This is a genomic window from Roseobacter sp. MED193 (assembly GCF_000152965.1).
In the GTDB taxonomy this organism is placed as follows: Bacteria; Pseudomonadota; Alphaproteobacteria; order Rhodobacterales; family Rhodobacteraceae; genus Pseudophaeobacter.
Genome location: NZ_CH902583.1, coordinates 2,463,621 through 2,483,941, shown reverse-complemented (window position 1 = coordinate 2,483,941; position 20,321 = coordinate 2,463,621). Strand labels below are relative to the sequence as shown.

The window sequence follows — 20,321 nt, the reverse complement described above, 5'->3', positions numbered from 1 at the left end:
CAAACGTACCGCACAAGGGCGGGAAGTGAGAAATGAATGGCTGAGACTTTTGCATGTTCGTTTGAAGCAACCGAACAAAGCGCCAGATCCTGTATCTTGGCGGTTATGGAAGGGTTGAGGGATATTGATCTGCCTGCAGACCGGGCCGGAGATGTGCAAATCGCCCTGACCGAAGCGGTGAACAATGTGGTTGAACATGCCTATGCAGATACTTCGAACGGCGAGATCCGTATCCAATGCGATCTGTCATCAGATCTGCTGAAGATTAGAATCATCGATACCGGGCCTCCTCTGCCAAAAGGGGAACTTCCAGCTGGGCAGCCTGCTGACATTAGCGGGCCCCTTGAGACCCTCCCAGAAGGTGGCTTTGGCTGGTATCTGATTCGACAACTCACGTGCAAACTGCACTACGAAAGACAGGCCGGAAGCAATCTGCTGTCACTGTTCTTTGAGATGCCTTCCAAACCTGTCAGTTAGCTCAAGCAAGGGTTTTTGCCCAGATCAGTTGGAGGCCAATGGCACTGGTGCCGCAAAAGCGCCGCATTTGCGGCGCAGTTTCACCGCAAGACCCACCTATACTTTAACATGTAGCTAACACAGCTTCTCCTGGCGTCGGACATCCAAGCCCCCACCGATCGTGCGACGCCAGGGACATCCCCCTCTGAGGTTTCTGACCCTAGGGCCGCTATCTGCGAGATAGATGTGTTGACCAGAGGTCGCAAAGCGCTTTCAGAAAATTTAATTGTCATTTCTTCCAAGCTCTCTACTTTGCCGGATAACCAAAGCAGGAGAGGTAGATGCGCGATTTTCAAACCCCAGGCAGGTCTGCCGTCTTTGCCCAAAATGGCCTCTGTGCAACCTCGCACCCTCTGGCGGCTGGCGTAGCCATTGATGTGCTAAAGCGTGGTGGGAATGCCATGGATGCCGCCATTGCTGGGGCTGTGCTCTTAGGCATTTGCGAACCACAAATGACCGGAATTGGCGGCGATTGCTTTGTTCTATTTTCGCGTGGCGGCAGTGACGAGATCCAGGCGATAAATGGTTCGGGTCGGGCACCAACTGGCGCCTCGGCCCAGGCGTTGCGGGATCAGGGCCTTAACAGCATCCCCCTGGGCAGCGCGGATGCGGTCACCATTCCCACCGCAATCGAAACCTTCTGTCACCTGGCTGAAAAGGAAGGGAAGATTGGCCTAGATGCCCTGCTTGCTCCTGCCATTCACTATGCCGAAACCGGTGTACCAGTCGCTCCGCGTGTGGCGTTTGATTGGGGAAAAGACGCCGATACGCTTCAGGGGTCGGCTCGAGACGCCTACCTGTTTGCAGGCAAGCCCCCTTCAGTTGGTCAAGTCTTTCGCGCTCCTGGTCAGGCCGAAGTCTTGCGCCGCATCGCGCGCCATGGCCGCGACGCCTTTTACACCGGAGAGATCGCCGAAGACATGGTCGCGACTCTACAGGCAGCTGGTGGCACCCACCAGATCGAAGATTTCTCAGCCGCCGCTTGCGACCAGACCACGCCTGTCTCAGCCCCTTACAACGGAGTCGATCTCGTTGAGCATCCGCCCAATGGGCAGGGCGCAACTGCGCTGCTTATGCTCAATATACTCTCCCATTTTGACATCGCGGCAATGGATCCTCTTGGGGCGCAGCGTGCTCACATCGAAGCCGAGGCCGCCAAACTGGCTTATGACGCACGCAACCGTTTCCTGGCTGATCCCGCTCATATGCAGCGCCTTGACCATATGCTCGCGCCAGAGACCGCCAGCCGCCTCGCTGCGCTGATTGACCCCAAGCGCGCGATGGCAGCCCCCGCCCCGCTCACCGAAGCCATCCACAAAGATACGATTTATATTACAGTTGTGGACAAGGATCAGATGGCGGTCTCGCTGATCTATTCGATCTTTCATGGGTTTGGATCTGGCCTTGCCTCTGAAAAGTTCGGCATCCTGCTGCAAAACCGGGGCGCAGGCTTTACCCTACAACAGGGCCATCCAAATGAACTGGCAGGTGGTAAGCGCCCGATGCATACCATCATTCCTGGCATGTTGCGCCATCAGGGACGCGTCTTGATGCCCTTTGGCGTCATGGGCGGCGCCTATCAACCCAATGGCCACGCACGCTTTGTCTCGAACCTGCAGGACTTTGGCATGGAACCACAGGCCGCAATTGATAGCCCCCGCTGTTTTTCGGATGGGGGCACGCTCAATGTTGAACGAGGGTACAGTGACCAGGTGCGTCAAGAGTTAAGCGATCTCGGCCACAATGTCGAAATCCCCGTCACGGCAATTGGCGGCGCCCAAGCAATCAAGATCCACTCTGACGGGGTACTTGAGGGCGCTAGCGATCCCCGCAAAGATGGCTGTGCTATCGGCTATTAAGCCCTTGGCGACCTAACCTAGATTGACAAAGAGCGCGACCGCACCGGACCAAAGGTCCGGTGCCGGGCCCAAGGGCTGTCAGGCTGGCTCCGCCAGTTCTGAAGCAGCGCGCGGGAGCCCTACCCTCACGGGTCAAGCTAAAGGTTCGATGATTGCAATGGGACCCGTCAGGCGTCGGAAAGGGTCAGTTCAGCTGATATTGCAACGCATAGGCGGCGCCATCGAACTGATCAAACATCTCTGGCAAATCTGGATGACTAATCGGTTCACCGGAATAATCCGCAACCAGATTCTGCTCTGAAACATAAGCCACGTAGTAGGTCTGATCATTCTCCGCCAGCAGATGATAGAACGGCTGGTTCTTCACCGGGCGGCTTTCCTCTGGAATGGACTCATACCACTCTTCCGTGTTTTCAAACTCTGGATCGACATCAAAAACCACGCCGCGAAACGGGTGTTTCCGGTGCCGGACAACCTGTCCCAGATTATATTTGGCGCGTGTTCTTAGCATTGGCAGACTGTCTCCGTGACTTGTTACTAACGCAAATCGCTGGCAGATGTCCAACTGTTGACGCAAATTTTCGAGGAAACAGTCTGTGAACCTGGCCTTAACAGTGCTTGAAATTACTGCCCCGGTTTTTCTGCTTGCAGGGGTCGGTTTTGCCTGGGTCAAACTGGGGTTTGAGTACCGCATCCAGTTTGTCACCCGCCTGGCGATGACCCTGGCTGTCCCGGCCCTGATCTTCACCGCTTTGATGAAAACCGAGCTGGATAAATCCGCCCTCGGGACCTTTGTCGTCGCGGCCATTCTGGGGCATTTGCTGCTTGCACTGGTGGGAGCCCTGCTGATCAAGACCGGGCGCCTGAACCGGCAAACCTATCTGGCGCCTTTCATTTTTGGCAATACCGGCAACCTCGGCATCCCTCTGGCGCTCTTTGCTTTTGGCGAGGCGGGACTGGGCTATGCGGTGGTGATGCTGGCGGTCTCGGCCATACTGTCCTTCACCCTGGGCCTGTCTTTGGTGGCAGGCAAAGGCGGCGGCGCCAAGGCCCTGCGGGAACCGATGGTCTGGGCTACCTTGCTGGGCGCGCTGTTCCTCTGGCAGGATTGGCAGACACCCAAATTTCTGACCAATGCGCTGGAGCTCATGGGCCAGATGGCCATTCCAATGATGCTGATCACCCTCGGCGTCGCCATCGCCCGGCTCACTCCGGGGAAATCCGGTCTGGCGATTTTGCTCTCCCTGGCCAAGCTCTGCGCCAGCGTGGTCATTGGCTGGGCCTTGGGGCTGGCCTTTGGCCTGGATGAGATCGCCTTTGGTGTGTTGGTTCTGCAGCTGGCCACCCCGGTTGCTGTCACCTCTTATCTGCTGGCTGAAAAATTTAACGCCGATGCAGAGGCCGTCACGGGTCTTGTGGTGGTATCCACCTTGATGGCCATCGTTGCCCTACCGCTGGTGCTGTCGCTTTTGATTGATTTGTGATTTTCTCTTTTGCCAAAATTCGCTAGAATGGCAAAAAAATATAACACATAGGCAGAGGCAATGAGCAGAATCATCGTCGCACTCGCCCTTCTTCTGGTCGTCGCATCCTGCGGTGGTGGTCCCAATACCCCACCCCGCAATCTGGACAATGCGTGTAGTATCATCAAGGAGCGGCCCAAATACCTGAATGCCTTCCGCGCCACCGAGCGCCGCTGGGGCGTGCCCATCCATGTGCAGATGGCCACTATCCATCAGGAAAGCAAATTCCGCGGCAATGCCCGCACCCCGCATAAATACCTGCTGGGCGTGATCCCCATGGGGCGGCAATCCAGCGCCTATGGCTATGGCCAGGCCCTAGATGGCACCTGGGAGGATTACAAACGCGACACCGGACGGCGCCGCGCCAAACGCGACCGGATCGAGGACGCCACCGATTTCATGGGCTGGTATATGAACACCAGTCTCGAGAAGAACGGCATCCCGCTCTATGATGCGCGCAACCAGTACCTGGCCTATCACGACGGTCACACTGGCTATGCTCGTGGCACCTACAAGTCAAAAACCTGGCTCTTGCGCGTTGCCAGCAAGGTCGAGGCCCGCTCGCAGATGTACCAGGCCCAGCTCGCCACCTGCCGCCGCGCCCGCTGATCCAAGGGGCTCAAACTGGCCTAGAACCTATACAAGCTCCGGCTGTTCAGTTCTGGCTCCTCTTAGCTTTGTTAGAGAACAGGTACTCTAGAATAATCGCCCCTCCGGTGTGATCCACATGGGAGGGCGGGATGGCCGCCTGCAATGATGTAGCCAGAAAAGTTAGGGGTTATAGAGACGCTGGTGGCTGTCGCGTCTCGTTGCTACGGTATCCAAGACAAGGATGGGCGTCAGGTGTTTAGAAAACCAATCCTACGTACGAAAGCTACAGAGCTTTATTGAAATCACGCAGAACGAATTTTCTAAAATTGGGAATCTTTACGTTTCGATCAAAAAAGGACCAAAAGACTCATGAATATAAAGTACGCAGCTCTCGCTTTTATTGCTCTGGTCTCTCTCGCTTTTGTGTGGGTATGGTTTTTCGTCAAGAGCATTGAACACAGTGAGCGGTTACTACGAATACTGCCAGTGGCATCCAATATCGAGATTGTCCATCAAGCAGACACCTCAGCCAGGGTTCCGTTGGAACCATGGTGCAATGACCTGCGCGGAATCAAGATCAACAGACAGAACCTCTGCCGAACTCCAGTCAAGGTAAATGAGTTTACGGCCGCAGCACAGTGCAAACCGGCATCTGTCTTTCTAAGATATAGATTTTTCCCATTTACGGGACTTCAGGCAATAATTTTCACCCAAGGAGATGCAAGCGGGCTAGAAAAAGTTTTCCAGTCCCCCCCAAGTTATATGGCTCTTCCTAACACCACTATTTTGCCTAGGGCCCCATTTGATAAACTGTCGCGCGCAGATGCATATTACTTAAAAGCGAGTAAGCCACGTCAGGTCGGGTATCAGGACTGCGGAGCGTTTCAGGTCTATCAATTTAACTTATGATCAGGTGTTCAGTCTCGCAGAAAAAACCATGCCGCTAGGGTGAGCTGCCACCGCCATTTTGGCTGAACAGTGTCGAGGGCAGGCGCATACCGGTTTCCAGCGCTCCGAGAATAACGGTGGTTTTGCCCCCTGCCCCGTCATGCACCACCCATTTGCGCAGCTCAACTGGCTCGCCCGTGAACATCAGCTCAAGGCTGCCGTAATCCGGGTTTTCAGGGTCCTGCGCCTGCACTACGGTCGAGGTCCCGTCAAAGCCGTGCCCCACCACCATATTGGCGCGCCCCAGATCCACCTGTTTGGCCAGGATGATCGACAGCGGCGTGCGCTTCAGCGGGAAGGTTTCGGGCGGTTGATTGGATTTCGGGTCATGGATGCGCACAGCGCCAGCCCCGGCCACCACTGTGCCCCCGCCTTTGCCGTCATATTCAAACCGCATCCGGCCCGGCCGATGCAGGTAAAGCTTACCGGTGGTCAGGGTGCCATCGTCATTGATCTGGGTGAAACTCGCCGTCGCGGTCTTCATCCCGTTCAGATAGCCGGAGATCTCATTCAGGCTCAGCTTACCTTCGGCCCAGGCGGCAGTGGAAAAGACAAGGGCGCAACAGCTCAGCGCGATAGCATGCAAAATTTGTTTCATGAGATCTAGATAAGCCTTGCCATTCAAATGAAAAGAGGCCGGATCATTTCTGACCCGGCCCCGCAGTGTCATGCGCGATTTATTGCTCTGGTACCAGGATTTCACGTTTGCCCACGTGGTTTGCGGGCGAGACAAGGCCTTCGTCTTCCATCTGTTCGACCAGGCGCGCAGCCTTGTTGTAACCGATGGCCAGCTTGCGCTGGATATAAGAGGTGGAGCATTTGCGATCTTTGATGACGATCTGCACCGCAGAATCATAGAGCGCATCTTCTCCAGTGGTGTTGCCCCCCGTATTCAGCCCCAAAACCGCGTCGATATTATCGGCCTTTTCGTCATCCGGACCATCCACCACCCCACTCATATAGCTCGGCGGACCAAACTGTTTGAGGTGGTTCACTACCTCTTCGACCTCTTCATCCGACACGAATGGACCATGACAGCGGGTGATCTTGGCACCGCCGGCCATGTACAGCATATCGCCCATGCCCAGGAGTTGCTCAGCTCCCATTTCGCCGAGGATGGTGCGGCTGTCGATTTTGGAGGTCACCTGGAACGAAATCCGGGTGGGGAAGTTGGCCTTGATGGTACCGGTGATCACATCCACCGAGGGGCGCTGAGTGGCCATGATCAGGTGAATACCAGAGGCCCGCGCCATCTGCGCAAGACGCTGAATACAGGCCTCGATCTCCTTGCCCGCCACCATCATCAGATCGGCCATCTCATCGACGATCACCACGATATAGGGCAGCGCCTCGGGGGCGAATTCATCCGTCTCGAACACCGGCTCGCCGGTGTCATCATCAAATCCAGTCTGCACCGTGCGGCTGAACATCTCGCCCTTGGCCAGGGCTTCCTTCACCCGGCCATTGTAGCCGGCGATGTTGCGTACACCCATCTTGGACATCTTGCGGTAGCGGTCTTCCATTTCGCCGACCACCCATTTCAGCGCCACGACCGCCTTTTTGGGATCGGTCACAACAGGCGACAACAGATGCGGGATACCGTCATAGACGGAAAGCTCCAACATCTTGGGGTCGATCATGATCAAGCGGCATTCTTCTGGTGACAGTTTGTAAAGCAGCGACAGGATCATGGTATTGATCGCAACCGATTTACCCGAGCCCGTGGTCCCGGCAATCAGCAAATGCGGCATCTTAGCCAGATCGGCCACCATGGAGGACCCACCGATATCCTTGCCCAGCGCCAAAGGCAGGCTCTGAATGCCATCCCCATAGTCGCGCGACGACAGGATTTCACGGAAGTTCACCATCTCGCGCTTTTCATTTGGCAGTTCAATGCCAATGACCGTCCGACCCGGCACGGTCGAGACCCGCGCTGACAAGGCTGACATCGAGCGCGCAATATCATCGGACAGGCCAATCACACGGCTGGCCTTCAGACCAGGGGCTGGTTCCAGTTCATACATGGTGACAACAGGACCAGGACGCACCGAGACGATCTCGCCCTTCACGCCATAGTCATCCAGCACCACTTCCAGCATGCGCGCATTTTCTTCCAAAGCTTCGTCACTCAGGTGGTGGCGTTCGACCCCGTTGGGGTGGCCAAGCAGCGAGAGCGGCGGCAGTTCAAAATCGGCGGCATTATCCTCAAAGGCCAACGCAGGCTGGGCTTCGGCCTTGGCCCGCGTCGAGGGCTGCACTGGCTTACGCTGGGGTTGCTCCACAACGGCTTTACGCGGCGTGGCGACGGGCAGTTCATACTCAACCGGATCCGCAGCTTTTTGAGCAGAAACCGTCTTTGGCGCTGCACCAAATTCGCGGTTGATCACGCGACCTGCAGGCAGATCTTCTGAGGCAACCCGATCTGGCGCAAGCTCTGAGGATACATCCATAGCTGTGGGGTCAGGAGCCGCTCTCTCTTGGAAGGGCTCTGCTTCCATCGAAGCGGCCTCAAGGTCCGGAACCTGATGTAACTCTGGAGCAGAAGGCGCAAATGCGGCCGCTGCAGGCGCGGCAGGAGTGCTCTGTGTTGCGGTCAGTGGTGGCTCAGGTGGCAAATTGGCTTGGGCTGCGTTTGGATTAAACAACAAAGGCTCCGCCCGTTTGCCACGTCCCTTGGTCAGGGGGAGATCCGGGTCATGGTCTGGCGCTTGGCTCGCTGCACGACGAATGCGCACAGCGCTGGCGATCTTTTCTGAAATCCGCGCATCGCCTGACAGCAAGGATTCACCAGATTGCGCCGTTTCCACCAGCTCTGGTTCCGGCATTTGATCTGGGATCTCTTCGGGGTCAGAGCGACGCATCAAGCCTGGCACGCGAGCAAACAGCCCAACCTTTTCAGGCCTGCCCTCAACAAAGTCATCTTCAGCAGCCTCTGCACCAGTGCCGCTCTGCGGATAGCTTTCAAACATCTGCGCGCCATCGTCTTCAGCAATCCAGGCGTCCTCTTCGGCCTGCAATTTGGCCGCGCGACGCTGTTCACGCAGCGCCATAGCGGCTTTAAAGCCGCTGGTGGCACCCCGCCCCAGCAGACTGGCAATGCCGCCATAGATGATCACAAAGCCCAGGGTCAGATAGCGCCCTGCGCGGGACATTTCACCCCGGCTGAACCCAGCCACAAAAGCCCCAAGCGCCAGCATGCCAAAGGCCATCAACAACGACATCAATTTGACGGCGAAATGCGAACTGACTGGCAAGAGTGTCAGCAAAGCTCCCATGACGGTATCACCGAACAATCCACCCAAGCCGAAGCTATGGGTCGCTTTCCATTCGACACCCGGTACCAGGGTCGCCGCATAGATAGAGGCCACAGCCAATAGAACAGGCGCAAAAATCATCCGACCAAGCACGCGGTCTTCACCACTGTGCAGTAGGAACCGCAGGCCCCAGGCCAATGGCGTCAGCGCAAGGCTCCAGGCCGCCCAGCCCACAATCATGAACAAGGGTGCCGCGATCGAGGCCCCAGGGCGGCCAAGCCAATTCTGCACCGGCGCATCGGTAGAGACCATCCAATTGGGGTCATCCGGCGTATAGGAGCCAACCATCGCAGCCACAAAAACGCCGAGGCCAATCAGGAAGATCCCAATCAGTTCCTTGCCACGCTTTTCGATCGCCGCCTGCATCGAACTGTCAAGCAGGGGGTCCCTGCTGCGGGTTTGAAATGCCATGCCTACCTCGGTTCATTGTTGCCGATGTGTCCCGATTGTATCACAGGATCTAATTACCGGTCGTTCTTAAGTATTGGCCATGTCCCCAAGAGCCCCGGGGCCATCGCAGTCATTCAAGCGTCGTAAAGACAGCGTCGCAGTTTGGTCAGCGCTTCCCGCGTCACCTCGGGCGCGGCCACCAGTGCCACCCGGATATAGCCAGCACCAGGGTTCCCCTCGCCGCTGCCCTGCGCCAGATAGGCACCAGGCAGGACCCGCACGCCGGTCTGCGTCCACAGCTTCAGTGCCGCTTCCTCGCCATCTGGCACCGGAAGCCAAAGGAAAAAGCCCGCCTCGGGTGATACATAGCCGTCGAGCCCGGCAAAAACTTCATCCGCGATTTTGTATTTCTCAACATAAAGCGCCCGGTTTTCCACCACATGGGTTTCATCCGCCCAGACCGCTGCCGCGGCGGCCTGCAAAGGCCCCGGCAAGGGCGCCCCAGAGTAAGCCCGTAGTTGCTTGATTCGTTTGATATTCTCCGCACCGCTGGCAATCAGCCCTGACCGCAACCCCGGTAGGTTTGAACGTTTGGAGAGAGAGTTAAACAGCACCACCCGGTTCGGATCCGCGCCCATTTCCTGCGCCACTGTGAGGGCGCCAATGGGGGCCGCGTCGCGATAGATCTCGCTGTAGCATTCATCGGCAAAGATGCAGAAATCGTGCTTTTCTGCCAGGGTAATCAGCCGCTGCCAATAGCTGCGATCCGCTACCGCTCCCTGCGGATTGGCAGGCGAGCAGATATAGGCAATCGCCGTGCGCTCCAGCAGCTCATCCGGCAGGCTCTCATAATCTGGCAAATGGCCTGTTGCTGCCGTGGCGGAGAGGAACACGGGTTCGGCTGCAACCGACAGGCTGGCCACCATATAGACTTGGTAAAACGGGTTTGGGATCAGGATCGCGGGTGTCTGACCGTTCTTTTGTTCAGGGCAAAGCGCCATGGCAGCATTATACAGCCCCTCGCGGGTCCCGTTGAGCGCCATCATCTGCGTCGCCGGGTCCATAGTCACGCCGTAGCGGGACGAGACCCAATCCGCGATTGCTGCGCGCAATTCATCAGACCCATCGTTGGGCGGATAGCTGTTAAAGCCCGCCGCGTTCTCGACGATGACATCTGTCACCCACTGGGGAAACTGGTGTTTTGGCTCGCCAATGGTCATATGCACCACATCGCCCCCAGGCGTGTGATGGTCCAAAAGCGCCCGCAATCGCGGAAACGCATAGGCTGGCAGGTTCGCAAACCGCTCAGGGAAGTTCATAGCTGTGCCTCAAGTTCGGGATCATTCGCGCCCCGTTTGGAGCTAAATTACAGAGCAAGACCCAATGCGTCCAGCCACAGGATGTGGCCTTGGCTAAATTTGTGGCATTCCAGCCAGACTTTGGATCTTTGCCGCAGCACCCTTATCCCGCCAAAGCGGCCTCGACGCCGACCCCAAGCCGCAGCAACGCCTCTTCACAATCGGGCTGGCCAAGCATCTGCAAACCACAGCTAGGGGTGCCTGTGGGCAGACTCAAGCCGCAGGTGCCCATCAGATTGCCAATGCGGGTGTTGCGCAGGGTCAGCAAATTGGCCTGAACGTAATAATCCTCCTCCTGCTGCAGCCGCGCCAGATTTGGGGGCAGGATCGGACAGGTCGGTGATAGGACCGCATCAAATCCGACCGTTGCCTGATCCCAGGCCATGCGGGCTTGCTCCAGCCGCCCCCAGGCCGCGACATAATCAGCCCCCGAAAATTGCGCACCGGAACGGAACCGCTCTAGGATCTTGTCAAACATCACGTCCGGACTGGCTTCGATCACCTCTTTCCACAGGCCATAGGCTTCAGTGGTGAACAGGATTGCGCTCAACCCCATGGCCTCTGACAACTCAGGCACCTCCAGCGGAACAATCTCTGCCCCGGCCTCTTGCAGCTTTTGCAGGGCCTCTGCGTAACTTTGAGCGACAACAGGGTCGAGCTCGTCCTGCGCTATGCTCTGCAGATCGGCAAAGCGCCGCCCTTTGAGGGAGCCTGCACCGCGCAGATCCGGCCCCTCTGTGCCCTCCAGTAGCCCCAAAACCAGACCGGCATCCTCGACCGAACGCACCAATGGGCCAACGGTGTCGAACTTCAGGCACAGCGGAACCACACCCTCCAGGCTCACCCGCCCTGCGGTGGTTTTCAGGCCCACCAGGTCATTCCAGGCAGAAGGAATACGCACCGAGCCACCAGTATCAGATCCAATGGCCATCGGAGCTAAATCAAAAGCCACCGAGGCCGCCGCACCGGAGGAAGAGCCCCCTGGCACGGCGGCTTCGTCATTCACGCAGGGCGGCGTTGCGGTCACAGGGTTAAGCCCAAGGCCAGAGAAGGCCAGCTCGCTCATGTGGGTTTTGCCGAGACACACAGCCCCCATCGAGGTCGCGATTTCCAAGACCAAGGCATCCTGATCCGGCACCCGACCTTTGAGCAAGTGAGATCCTGCCTCGGTCTTGGCACCCGCAGAATCAAACAGGTCCTTCCAGCTGACTGGCACCCCATCCAAGGGCGAGCGTCGCAGGCCCATCCGCGCGCGCTCAGCGGCGGCAGTGGCTTCCGCCAAAGCACGTTCGTGGGTTACCTCACTATAGATGAGATCTCGGTGCGCATGCGCATCTATGGCTGCGAGGTAGCACTGTGCCAGGGCAACGGGGTCGATCTCCTGCGCCGCAATTCCCCGCCCCAGATCTGCGGCGCTCATCTTTAGCCAGTCCTGCATTGCCATCTCTCCGTTTGAATTTTTTGCAACGGTAGCCTTGTGCTTAAACCCGTACAATCCCGTAGCCCCGATTCCCTACCGACCAGTGGCTGAGATTTGCCAAATTGCGCAGCACCGCCATGGACAATTCCGCCAATCGGCGCATATTGCGAGATATGAAAAACACATCCGATATTCTGATCATAGGCGGTGGCTTGAATGGCCCCGCTCTGGCCTTGGCTCTGGCCCAAACCGGCCACAGCGTCACCCTTGTGGATGCTCTACCCCGGGGCGGGTTTGAAAAGGAGGACTTTGACGGGCGCGGCTATGCGCTGGCACTGGCTTCCCAGCGTCTACTGGATCAGATCGGGATTTGGACCATGGTTGCAGACCAGGCCCAACCGATGTTGGAGATCAAAGCCAGCGATGGCCATGTTGGTGAAGGGGCTTCACCATTTTTTGTGCATTTTGATCACCGCGAGATCGAAGATGGCCCAATGGGCTATATGCTGGAGGACCGCTATTTGCGCCGCGCCTTGCTCAAGGCAATGGCAGATGACCCTCGCATCACCCTGATCAATGAGGCCCGCGTGGTGGCACAGGAACCGGATCAAACGGGGGTCACGCTGACCTTGGAAAGTGGTGACACCCTGCGCGGTGGTATCCTCGTTGGGGCAGACGGTCGCAAAAGCGGCACTGCCGCGCGCGCCGGGATCAAGCGCACGGGCTGGGACTATGGCCAAACTGCACTGGTGTGCGCGATTGAACACCAAAAACCACATCACGGCATTGCCCATCAGTTTTTTATGGAACCAGGCCCTCTGGCAATCCTGCCCCTGCCGGGCAACCGCTCTTCGATTGTATGGAGTGAAAAGACCGAGATGGCCGAGGCGATCCAACAGCTTGATGAAAGCGATTATATCGCCGCGCTTAAGCCACGATTTGGAAATTTCCTGGGCGAGATTTCCCTAGCTGGCAAACGCTTTACCTATCCGCTGAACCTGACCGTCGCCAATAGCTTCACGGCTGCGCGCATGGCACTGATTGGCGATGCGGCCCATGGCCTGCACCCCATCGCAGGACAGGGGCTGAATGCCGGTCTGCGCGACGTAGGTGCCTTGGCAGAGATCCTGACTGAGGCCAAGCGGCGAGGTGAAGACGCCGGTTCATCATTGGTTCTGGACCGCTATCAGCAGTGGCGCCGCTTTGACACGGCCACGCTTGTGGCTGGCACAGATATGGTTAACAAGTTGTTTTCCAACGACAACCCGTTGCTGCGCCTTGGCCGGGATCTGGGGATGGGGCTGGTCAACAGCCTACCAGGCCTCCGACGCGGCTTCATGCGTGAGGCCGCCGGTTTGACGGGCGATTTGCCGCGTCTACTCAAAGGTAAAGCCATCTGACCGCTCGTCCCTCTTTGAAACACAGGAAACCTAGAGTTTTTAGCGCAACTAAAGGCAAGGCAGCTGGCATTCCTTGAACCATCAAGACATGCTGAGAAGACGAGCCGGTCTAGTCTAAGGTGCGGGCCTCATCCACCAGCATGACGGGAATGCCATTGCGGATTGGGAAGGCCAAATTGGCCGCCTTTGACAACAATTCCTGCGTCTCTGCGTTATACTCCAAGGTCCCCTGGGTTTGTGGACAGACCAGGGCCTCCAACATGCGCCGATCAAAAGTCGCCGATTTTGTATCACTCATTGCAAGATATCCTCATCTGCGCCGCCCCTGAGGGAAAACTCTATCAATGTCACCAGCGTTTTGCGCCTTGTGGCAAGACTGGGAGCCTCTAGCAAGGCCTGTTTATCTTCGGGATCAAATTCCAACAACATCGACAGGGAATTTATCAACAGCTCATCTTCGGCCTCTTTCAACGACTCCCAATCGGTCGACAACCCCTGGCTAACAAAGAACCGTCCCAGCAAAGCCAAAAACCGGTTGCGGTCAAATTCTCTATCCACGTCTGGCGCATGGACTAGATCGCCTTCAAATCCACCCCAGTTCACCGCACAGCGGCGATACGGGCTAAAGCCAGTGACTTCTTCCATAATGCGAAATCTGGATAGGCCCGACAGGGTTACCATATAGCGGCCATCTTCGGTCTCAGAGAACTGGGTTACCCGCCCAGCGCAGCCGATGGCCTGCAAGGCCCCGGCATCCCCAGAGCCCGTGCAGGGCTGTATCATGCCAATCAGGCGCTCCGGCGTTTTCAGCGTATCTTCGAACATCTGCAAATAGCGTGGTTCAAAGATATGCAGGGGCAAGCGCGCCCTGGGCAATAAAATCGCCCTGGGCAATGGAAAGACAGCAATAGTGTCCGGCAGATCTGCGATGTGCATCATGGATATTACTGTAGGGCAGTAGCCCAATTAGGCAAATATCAATGAACTCAGCTTGCGACGGCCATTCAAAACAACCGGATCATTTGGCTGCAACGCATCAAAGATGGTGAAAAGCTGCGCCTTGGCGGCACCATCGTTCCACTCACGATCACGCCGGAACAGCTCCAGGAGTTCCGTCACAGCAGCCTCAGCATCGCCAGCGGCATGCAGTGCCTGTGCCAGTTCAAACCGCGCCTCCAGGTCCTCAGGATTAGCCTCCACTTTGGCAGCGAGTTCCGCAACCGGTCCGGCATTCTCTGCCTGTCGCGCCAGTTCGATCTGTGCCCGCGCGGCCTCGATCTCTGCGGCATCGGCAATTTCCGCCGGAGCACCATTTAGAACCGCTTCGGCCTGGTCCAGATCTTCCAGAGCGATATGCGCCCGCGCCAACCCGCCATAGGCAGCTGCGCTCTTGTCATCTTCACCGATAATCGCAGCAAAGGTCTGCGCCGCATCCGCAACGTCACCATCTGCGAGCATCTGCTCGGCCACTTCCAAGGCTTCGCCCAAACCGCCGTCTGCACTGCCTCCACCAGCTTCGATCGCCTTGTTTACAAAGGCTTCGATCTCACTTGGAGGGATATTGCCCTGAAACATATCAATGGGGCGCCCTTCGACAAAGGCAACGACCGTTGGAATAGATTGCAGCGGCAACCCCTGCTGCGACAAGGCCTGCGCCAAACGCTGGTTCTCATCCACATTGACCTTAGCCATGGTGACCGCACCCTTGGCCTTGGTCACCACAGCCTCCAGCGCGGGACCAAGCGTCTTGCAAGGACCACACCAAGGTGCCCAGAAGTCCACAATCACCGGAGCCTGCATCGAGGCCTCGATCACGTCCTGCATAAAGGTCGCCTCGCCGACGTCCTTGATCACATCACCTGCGGGGGCTGCTGTGCCCGCTCCGCCAATAATATCCATTGTCCCAATCTTCTCCGTTTGAAGCTTGGCCCCTATATGGAACGCCGGGACGCAGAAACCAAGAGAGGAGTTCGCCTCAGGTCTCTCTCACGCTATTTCTCCATGCGTGAAATCACACTGATCAATGCGCAACCGCGCCGCGCATAAGCGCGGCGCTGGGCCCAACGGGAGGCGGGCATCTGTGATGCCCGATCGACGGGCGGGAGAGCCCCCCTCTTCTTCAAAGAAGGGCTACAGATCAAATGTCGCAAAAACTGGTGCATGGTCGCTGGGTTTTTCCCAACCGCGCGCCGCCCGCAACACGCGGCTGGAATGCGCTGCCTGACAAATGTCTTCGGTGGCCCAGACATGGTCCAAGCGACGCCCCTTATCTGCAGCGTCCCAATCCTTGGCACGATAGCTCCACCAACTATAGAGCAGACCTTCGGGAATATCCGCGCGTGTCACATCGGCCCATCCTCCAGCATCTTGCACCTCTGCCAGGAGGTCGACCTCTACCGGAGTATGGCTGACGATTTTCAGCATTTTCTTGTGATCCCAGACATCATCTTCGCGCGGCGCAATATTTAGATCGCCAACCAGAATAGATTTTTCAGGCGCCGCGGCCTTAAACCAATCCCGCATCTCGGTGAGGTAGTCCAGCTTCTGGCCAAACTTCTCATTCACCTCCCGATCAGGCTTGTCGCCGCCTGCAGGCACGTAGAAATTATGGACCGTGACGCCGTTTTCCAACCGCCCTGCGATATGGCGGGCATGGCCAAGACCGGCAAAATCCTCCGCTCCTGCCTCGGCAATGGGCAAACGCGACAGAATAGCAACGCCGTTATAGCCCTTTTGGCCCCTTGCGACCATGTAGGGATAGCCCAGCTTGGCAAAACCCTCAGTTGGGATTAGATCCACCGGGCTTTTACATTCCTGCAGACACAGCACATCCGGGCCCTCTTCTCGCATGAGTTTCTGCACCAGCCCTTCACGCAGGCGGACAGAGTTGATGTTCCAAGTGGCAAGGGTAAAGGCCATTCTGCGTCTCTCTTCCTAGGTGTGTTGCTCCTGAACATGCATGAACAGAAGGGGAACCTCTAGAGTGGAAAGTCAATGAGGCATCTTTTTTTGAACATGAAATCGGATTTTGGTGAAATTTGCTTGCCATTTTTCACTTCCTTTTCCAAAGCTGGCAAAACAGCTCTTCACACAGAGGCTCAGCGCCGTGCCACGCTCATCTGTCCTGGGACAACGACCAGGGCACCCCTACAAAAAAGCCTATGACTGGTGGCCGCCCCCTGGGCGCGCCTTTTTGGGCTGACCCTTCAGCCTCTTACCACCCTTTTACCTGTCTAACATGCCTGCGTGCATGCTTTTTTATGGAGGCCTATCCATGGCCAATGCCTCTCTTCGCTCTGACGAGTCCCTTGTTCACGTAATCTTTCCCGATGGTAGCAGCGCTGATTTTCCCTATATCTGGTTGCGCGACAATGATCCTGCCGGCTTTCACCCACAGACCCAAGAACGAATTGCAGATCTGACCGCTATCCCGCTGGATGTGACCCCTGACAAAATCGACACCACTGACACAACCCTCACAATTTGGTGGCAGGGGGAGAAAACCGTATCGACCTTTGATCTCAACTGGTTGAGCGCACACCGCCCGGGTCAGTATGCCGCCGATCCCGCCCGCACCGGTTTTACCCATTGGCGTAAAGATCTTGGCGCTGCGGGGGTGCCCCGTGCCCAGGCAGATGCAATCCTGAATTCAGACCAAGCCTTGCAAGACTGGCTTGTCCAGACCCAGAAATACGGGTTGTCCATTGTTGAAGGACTGGCTGACAGCACTGAGGCGGGCATGGAGGTCGCACGTCGTATCGGTTTTTTGCGGGAAACCAACTTTGGCCTTACCTTTGAGGTCCAATCCAAACCCAACCCAAACAATCTCGCCTATACGCCCATTGCCCTGCCCCTGCACACGGATCTGACCAACCAGGAACTGCCGCCCGGCTTTCAATTCCTGCACTGCCTGGCAAATGAGGCCATGGGCGGTGGCTCGTTGTTTTGCGACGGCTACGCCATCGCCGAAGACCTGCGCGGCGCGGACCCAGAGGCCTTCTCTCTGTTGTCCACCGTGTCGATCCCGTTCCGTTTCCACGATCAGGACACAGACATCCGCAACCGCAAACAGGTTATCAATCTAGACGAAGACGGCGAGATCATTGAGATCTGTTTCAACGCCCATCTGGCAGACATCCTCGACCTCGCACCCGATTTAATGACCCGCTACTACCGCGCCTATCGCCGGTTCATGGTCCTAACCCGCAGTGTCGACTATCTGGTCACGCTGAAACTCAAGGCTGGAGAGATGGTGGTCTTTGACAATCGCCGCGTCCTGCATGGGCGCGAAGCTTTTGATCCACAAACAGGGTTCCGGCATCTGCACGGCTGCTACATCGATCGCGGTGAATTTGAAAGCCGCCTGCGCCTGCTGGCCCGCTAAGGAAAAACGGCCGGGCGCAAAGCCCGGCCCAGTCCAACAGGGAGGTGCATGTCATGACCCGGACATGCGCGGGATGCGAACACCACTAAAGATGTGCAGAAAATGTGTCTTTGATCCATGTCAAAATGCACTTTTTAGTTGATTAATCGATATCCACCTGACTCCGTGACTAGAATTCTGGCATTTGATGGATCAGGCTCGATCTTCTGACGCAGGCGGTAGATATGGGTTTCCAATGTATGGGTTGTAACCCCTGCGTTATACCCCCAGACTTCATGTAGCAGCACATCCCGTGCAACCACACCATCAGTGGAGCGATAAAGGAACTTCAGGATATTGGTCTCTTTTTCGGTGAGACGAATCTTACGGTCATCCTCTGTCATCAACATCTTCATCGCAGGTTTGAACGTGTAGGGCCCAAGCACAAAAACCGCATCCTCGGATTGTTCGTGCTGGCGCAGCTGGGCACGGATACGGGCGAGAAGCACCGGGAATTTAAAGGGCTTTGACACATAGTCATTGGCGCCGGCATCCAGGCCCAAAATGGTGTCTGAATCGCTGTCATGTCCAGTAAGCATCAAGATCGGTGCCTTCACACCCTGCTTGCGCATCAGGCGGCACAGCTCACGGCCATCCGTGTCGGGCAGACCGACGTCCAAAATCACCAGATCATAAAGCGCCTCTTTGACACGCTCCATGGCGCCTTGGCCGTTCTCGGCCTCAAAGACATCAAAGTCTTCTGTCATGATAAGCTGTTCGCTCAGGGCCTCCCGCAGGTCCTCGTCGTCATCCACCAGTAGAATTTTCTTCAGTTGCGCCATATCTCTACTCTCCTGCCTCTGGTCTCCTGTTTCCGTGACTGACAGATGCGCCTCCCGCATGCAAAGGACAAGATATGCTGCAAAACATTCACGCCGACGTGTCCATAGCAAAGGATTTGTTTCACTTCCGTAGAAATTGGGCCTAGGAAAGGCCCGTTATTGTGTTCCAAACCGCTGGATCTGCCACATGAGCCTGATGCCCACCATGATCGAATTGTTAGCTCGCGCGCGGGTCGATCTGCGCATGGGATTGCCCGTTGTGTTGATCGAGGACGGTCAGGCCGCACTCGCCATCGCCGCCGAAAGCCTGTCCCAGGAACGGCTGGAGGACATGCAGGCACTGGGAGAGATCACGCTGGCCCTGACGGCACGGCGGGCCGAGACTCTGAAAGCCCGTGCTTATGATGGCGACATCGCTCGCATCCACCTGCCAGAAGCGGCGAGTCTCAGCTGGATTCAGGCCCTGGCCGATCCGGCAGATGACCTCAACTCCCCGATGAAAGGCCCACTGACCAGCCTCCGCGACGGCAATGCCGCGGCGCACCGCCTCGCCATCGCTCTGGTGAAATCCGCTCGGCTTCTGCCAGCGGCGCTCTTGGTGCCGTTGAAAGAGGCAGGCGCGCAATTCGCGGCCGATCACGGGCTAACCCTTTTGCCACAGGCCGCAGCAGAACCGTTGATGAGCCAAAGCTCACCGCTCCACGCGGTCGCCGCTGCACGTCTGCCAATACAGGCCGCCGAGGCCGGGCGACTACATATCTTCCGCCCCGAGGATGGCGCAGAAGAACACTATGCAATCGAAATAGGCCGCCCGGATCGCAGCGAGCCGGTTCTGGCACGACTGCATTCGGCCTGCTTCACAGGAGATGTGCTGGGCTCCCTGAAATGCGACTGCGGCCCGCAGCTCAACGCGGCCCTGGCACAGATGGGAGCAGAGGACAGCGGCGTCTTGCTCTACCTCAACCAGGAGGGCCGCGGCATTGGGCTTGCCAACAAAATGCGGGCCTATTCGCTTCAGGATCAGGGGTTTGACACCGTAGAGGCCAATCATCGCCTGGGATTCGAGGATGACGAACGGGATTTCCGCCTGGGCTCGGCCATCCTCAAAGAACTGGGTTTTTCTCAGGTGCGGCTGCTGACAAACAACCCCAACAAGATCGCGATGATGGAGAAGACAGGCATCAAGGTCACCGAGCGGGTCGAGCTGAAGGTGGGCGAGAACGCCTTTAACGCCCAGTACCTGGCCACCAAGGCGGCCAAATCCGGGCATATGCTGTGACCCCCCGGCCCTATTCCCCCGCGGATCTGGTGCTGACCAGGCAAGGTCTGCGCTTTGCCGGACGCCTGTTACCCTGCAGCATCGGCAAGGGTGGAATTTCGGATCACAAGCGTGAAGGCGATGGGGCAACCCCCACCGGTGTGCATCATATCGTCGGAATGCTCTATCGTCCCGACCGCATGCCCCCGCCCAATGCCTGGGCGCATCCCATCCGGCCCCGCGATCTGTGGTCCGATGACGGGCGAGACAGTCAGTACAACAGGAAGGTCACCGCCCCCTATGCCTATAGTCATGAACGCCTGCGCCGATCAGATCCGCTATATGATCTGGTGCTGATACTGGATTGGAACTGGCCCAATGCCGAACCTGGCAGGGGCTCAGCCATCTTTATCCATCAATGGCGTCGTCCGGGCTTTCCAACCGAAGGCTGCATCGCTTTTGCCCGGCAAGATCTGCATTGGCTGGCCGCCCGTGTCGCACTGGGCAGCCGGGTCATTGTGCCCAAGCTCGACTAGACC

18 protein-coding genes are annotated in these 20,321 nt (G+C 57.3%); 8 read left to right on the top strand and 10 right to left on the bottom strand.

Annotated elements, in window-relative coordinates; translation table 11 throughout:
• The first annotated feature begins 36 nt into the window (after positions 1–36).
• The gene (locus tag MED193_RS14300) at positions 37–477 is read left to right on the top strand and encodes an ATP-binding protein (protein ID WP_009810452.1); all 441 of its coding nucleotides are present in this window, start codon (positions 37–39) and stop codon (positions 475–477) included.
• A 320-nt stretch (positions 478–797) separates the two neighbouring features.
• Complete coding sequence (locus MED193_RS14295; RefSeq protein ID WP_009810451.1) at positions 798–2,375, top strand: gamma-glutamyltransferase family protein; 1,578 nt, start codon at positions 798–800, stop codon at positions 2,373–2,375.
• 184 nt (positions 2,376–2,559) lie between these two features.
• Here the strand turns inward: MED193_RS14295 and hspQ are convergent, their stop codons facing one another.
• Positions 2,560–2,886: a heat shock protein HspQ gene (gene hspQ / locus MED193_RS14290; RefSeq protein WP_009810450.1), complete on the bottom strand. Its 327-nt coding sequence runs from the start codon at positions 2,884–2,886 to the stop codon at positions 2,560–2,562.
• Positions 2,887–2,971: 85 nt separating this feature from the next.
• On the opposite strand from hspQ, the gene MED193_RS14285 reads away from it, so the two are divergent.
• Together MED193_RS14285 and MED193_RS14280 are read left to right on the top strand one after the other, a co-directional pair.
• Positions 2,972–3,859: an AEC family transporter gene (locus MED193_RS14285; protein WP_009810449.1), complete on the top strand. Its 888-nt coding sequence runs from the start codon at positions 2,972–2,974 to the stop codon at positions 3,857–3,859.
• A 60-nt stretch (positions 3,860–3,919) separates the two neighbouring features.
• Positions 3,920–4,507, top strand: coding sequence for a hypothetical protein (locus MED193_RS14280; protein WP_009810448.1), 588 nt, complete (start codon positions 3,920–3,922; stop codon positions 4,505–4,507).
• Between the two features lie 925 nt (positions 4,508–5,432).
• Here MED193_RS14280 and MED193_RS14270 read toward each other — a convergent pair.
• From MED193_RS14270 to MED193_RS14255, 4 genes are all read right to left on the bottom strand, one after another.
• Complete coding sequence (locus MED193_RS14270; RefSeq protein ID WP_039966908.1) at positions 5,433–6,035, bottom strand: outer membrane lipoprotein carrier protein LolA; 603 nt, start codon at positions 6,033–6,035, stop codon at positions 5,433–5,435.
• 79 nt (positions 6,036–6,114) lie between these two features.
• Positions 6,115–9,162, bottom strand: coding sequence for a DNA translocase FtsK (locus MED193_RS14265; RefSeq protein WP_009810445.1), 3,048 nt, complete (start codon positions 9,160–9,162; stop codon positions 6,115–6,117).
• Positions 9,163–9,275: 113 nt separating this feature from the next.
• Positions 9,276–10,460, bottom strand: a complete 1,185-nt coding sequence (locus MED193_RS14260) for an aminotransferase class I/II-fold pyridoxal phosphate-dependent enzyme (protein WP_009810444.1) — start codon at positions 10,458–10,460, stop codon at positions 9,276–9,278.
• A 142-nt stretch (positions 10,461–10,602) separates the two neighbouring features.
• Complete coding sequence (locus MED193_RS14255) at positions 10,603–11,937, bottom strand: amidase (RefSeq protein ID WP_039966209.1); 1,335 nt, start codon at positions 11,935–11,937, stop codon at positions 10,603–10,605.
• A 155-nt stretch (positions 11,938–12,092) separates the two neighbouring features.
• Between MED193_RS14255 and MED193_RS14250 the strand changes: the two genes are divergently transcribed.
• Entirely contained in the window at positions 12,093–13,319 is a 1,227-nt protein-coding gene (locus MED193_RS14250) for a UbiH/UbiF/VisC/COQ6 family ubiquinone biosynthesis hydroxylase (RefSeq protein ID WP_039966207.1), read from the top strand.
• A 109-nt stretch (positions 13,320–13,428) separates the two neighbouring features.
• On the opposite strand, the gene MED193_RS14245 is transcribed toward MED193_RS14250, so the two are convergent.
• From MED193_RS14245 to MED193_RS14230, 4 genes are all read right to left on the bottom strand, one after another.
• A complete protein-coding gene (locus MED193_RS14245; RefSeq protein WP_009810441.1) occupies positions 13,429–13,617 on the bottom strand; it encodes a Trm112 family protein in 189 nt (62 codons plus the stop codon).
• Positions 13,614–14,258 carry an LON peptidase substrate-binding domain-containing protein gene (locus tag MED193_RS14240; RefSeq protein ID WP_009810440.1) on the bottom strand — a complete coding sequence of 215 codons (645 nt, stop codon included), beginning with the start codon at positions 14,256–14,258 and terminating at the stop codon, positions 13,614–13,616. Before MED193_RS14240 ends, MED193_RS14245 begins: the two co-directional genes overlap by 4 nt.
• A 27-nt stretch (positions 14,259–14,285) precedes the next feature.
• Positions 14,286–15,218, bottom strand: coding sequence for a tetratricopeptide repeat protein (locus tag MED193_RS14235; RefSeq protein WP_009810439.1), 933 nt, complete (start codon positions 15,216–15,218; stop codon positions 14,286–14,288).
• Between the two features lie 231 nt (positions 15,219–15,449).
• Complete coding sequence (locus MED193_RS14230; protein ID WP_009810438.1) at positions 15,450–16,238, bottom strand: exodeoxyribonuclease III; 789 nt, start codon at positions 16,236–16,238, stop codon at positions 15,450–15,452.
• Between the two features lie 355 nt (positions 16,239–16,593).
• Here MED193_RS14230 and MED193_RS14225 point away from each other — a divergent pair, with 355 nt between their 5' ends.
• Positions 16,594–17,703, top strand: coding sequence for a TauD/TfdA family dioxygenase (locus MED193_RS14225; protein ID WP_009810437.1), 1,110 nt, complete (start codon positions 16,594–16,596; stop codon positions 17,701–17,703).
• Positions 17,704–17,837: 134 nt separating this feature from the next.
• Here MED193_RS14225 and MED193_RS14220 read toward each other — a convergent pair whose 3' ends face one another.
• A complete protein-coding gene (locus MED193_RS14220) occupies positions 17,838–18,524 on the bottom strand; it encodes a response regulator transcription factor (protein ID WP_009810436.1) in 687 nt (228 codons plus the stop codon).
• A gap of 187 nt (positions 18,525–18,711) precedes the next feature.
• On the opposite strand from MED193_RS14220, the gene ribA reads away from it, so the two are divergent.
• Together ribA and MED193_RS14210 are read left to right on the top strand one after the other, a co-directional pair.
• Positions 18,712–19,803 (top strand): GTP cyclohydrolase II, encoded by a 1,092-nt coding sequence (gene ribA, locus MED193_RS14215; RefSeq protein WP_009810435.1) that lies wholly within the window; start codon positions 18,712–18,714, stop codon positions 19,801–19,803.
• Complete coding sequence (locus MED193_RS14210; RefSeq protein ID WP_009810434.1) at positions 19,800–20,318, top strand: L,D-transpeptidase; 519 nt, start codon at positions 19,800–19,802, stop codon at positions 20,316–20,318. The genes ribA and MED193_RS14210 overlap by 4 nt, the downstream gene beginning before the upstream one ends.
• The last annotated feature ends 3 nt before the right edge of the window (positions 20,319–20,321 follow it).

What these genes read in the sequence shown, in the direction of transcription:
- MED193_RS14255 (WP_039966209.1), bottom strand. Translation starts at nt 11,937, where the DNA reads ATGCAGGACTGGCTAAAGATGAGCGCCGCAGATCTGGGGCGGGGAATT.
- MED193_RS14235 (WP_009810439.1), bottom strand. Translation starts at nt 15,218, where the DNA reads ATGGATATTATTGGCGGAGCGGGCACAGCAGCCCCCGCAGGTGATGTG.
- hspQ (WP_009810450.1), bottom strand. Translation starts at nt 2,886, where the DNA reads ATGCTAAGAACACGCGCCAAATATAATCTGGGACAGGTTGTCCGGCAC.
- MED193_RS14280 (WP_009810448.1), top strand. Translation starts at nt 3,920, where the DNA reads ATGAGCAGAATCATCGTCGCACTCGCCCTTCTTCTGGTCGTCGCATCC.
- MED193_RS14230 (WP_009810438.1), bottom strand. Translation starts at nt 16,238, where the DNA reads ATGGCCTTTACCCTTGCCACTTGGAACATCAACTCTGTCCGCCTGCGT.
- MED193_RS14295 (WP_009810451.1), top strand. Translation starts at nt 798, where the DNA reads ATGCGCGATTTTCAAACCCCAGGCAGGTCTGCCGTCTTTGCCCAAAAT.
- MED193_RS14225 (WP_009810437.1), top strand. Translation starts at nt 16,594, where the DNA reads ATGGCCAATGCCTCTCTTCGCTCTGACGAGTCCCTTGTTCACGTAATC.
- ribA (WP_009810435.1), top strand. Translation starts at nt 18,712, where the DNA reads ATGAGCCTGATGCCCACCATGATCGAATTGTTAGCTCGCGCGCGGGTC.
- MED193_RS14245 (WP_009810441.1), bottom strand. Translation starts at nt 13,617, where the DNA reads ATGAGTGATACAAAATCGGCGACTTTTGATCGGCGCATGTTGGAGGCC.
- MED193_RS14220 (WP_009810436.1), bottom strand. Translation starts at nt 18,524, where the DNA reads ATGGCGCAACTGAAGAAAATTCTACTGGTGGATGACGACGAGGACCTG.
- MED193_RS14250 (WP_039966207.1), top strand. Translation starts at nt 12,093, where the DNA reads ATGAAAAACACATCCGATATTCTGATCATAGGCGGTGGCTTGAATGGC.
- MED193_RS14260 (WP_009810444.1), bottom strand. Translation starts at nt 10,460, where the DNA reads ATGAACTTCCCTGAGCGGTTTGCGAACCTGCCAGCCTATGCGTTTCCG.
- MED193_RS14240 (WP_009810440.1), bottom strand. Translation starts at nt 14,258, where the DNA reads ATGATGCACATCGCAGATCTGCCGGACACTATTGCTGTCTTTCCATTG.
- MED193_RS14270 (WP_039966908.1), bottom strand. Translation starts at nt 6,035, where the DNA reads ATGAAACAAATTTTGCATGCTATCGCGCTGAGCTGTTGCGCCCTTGTC.
- MED193_RS14265 (WP_009810445.1), bottom strand. Translation starts at nt 9,162, where the DNA reads ATGGCATTTCAAACCCGCAGCAGGGACCCCCTGCTTGACAGTTCGATG.
- MED193_RS14300 (WP_009810452.1), top strand. Translation starts at nt 37, where the DNA reads ATGGCTGAGACTTTTGCATGTTCGTTTGAAGCAACCGAACAAAGCGCC.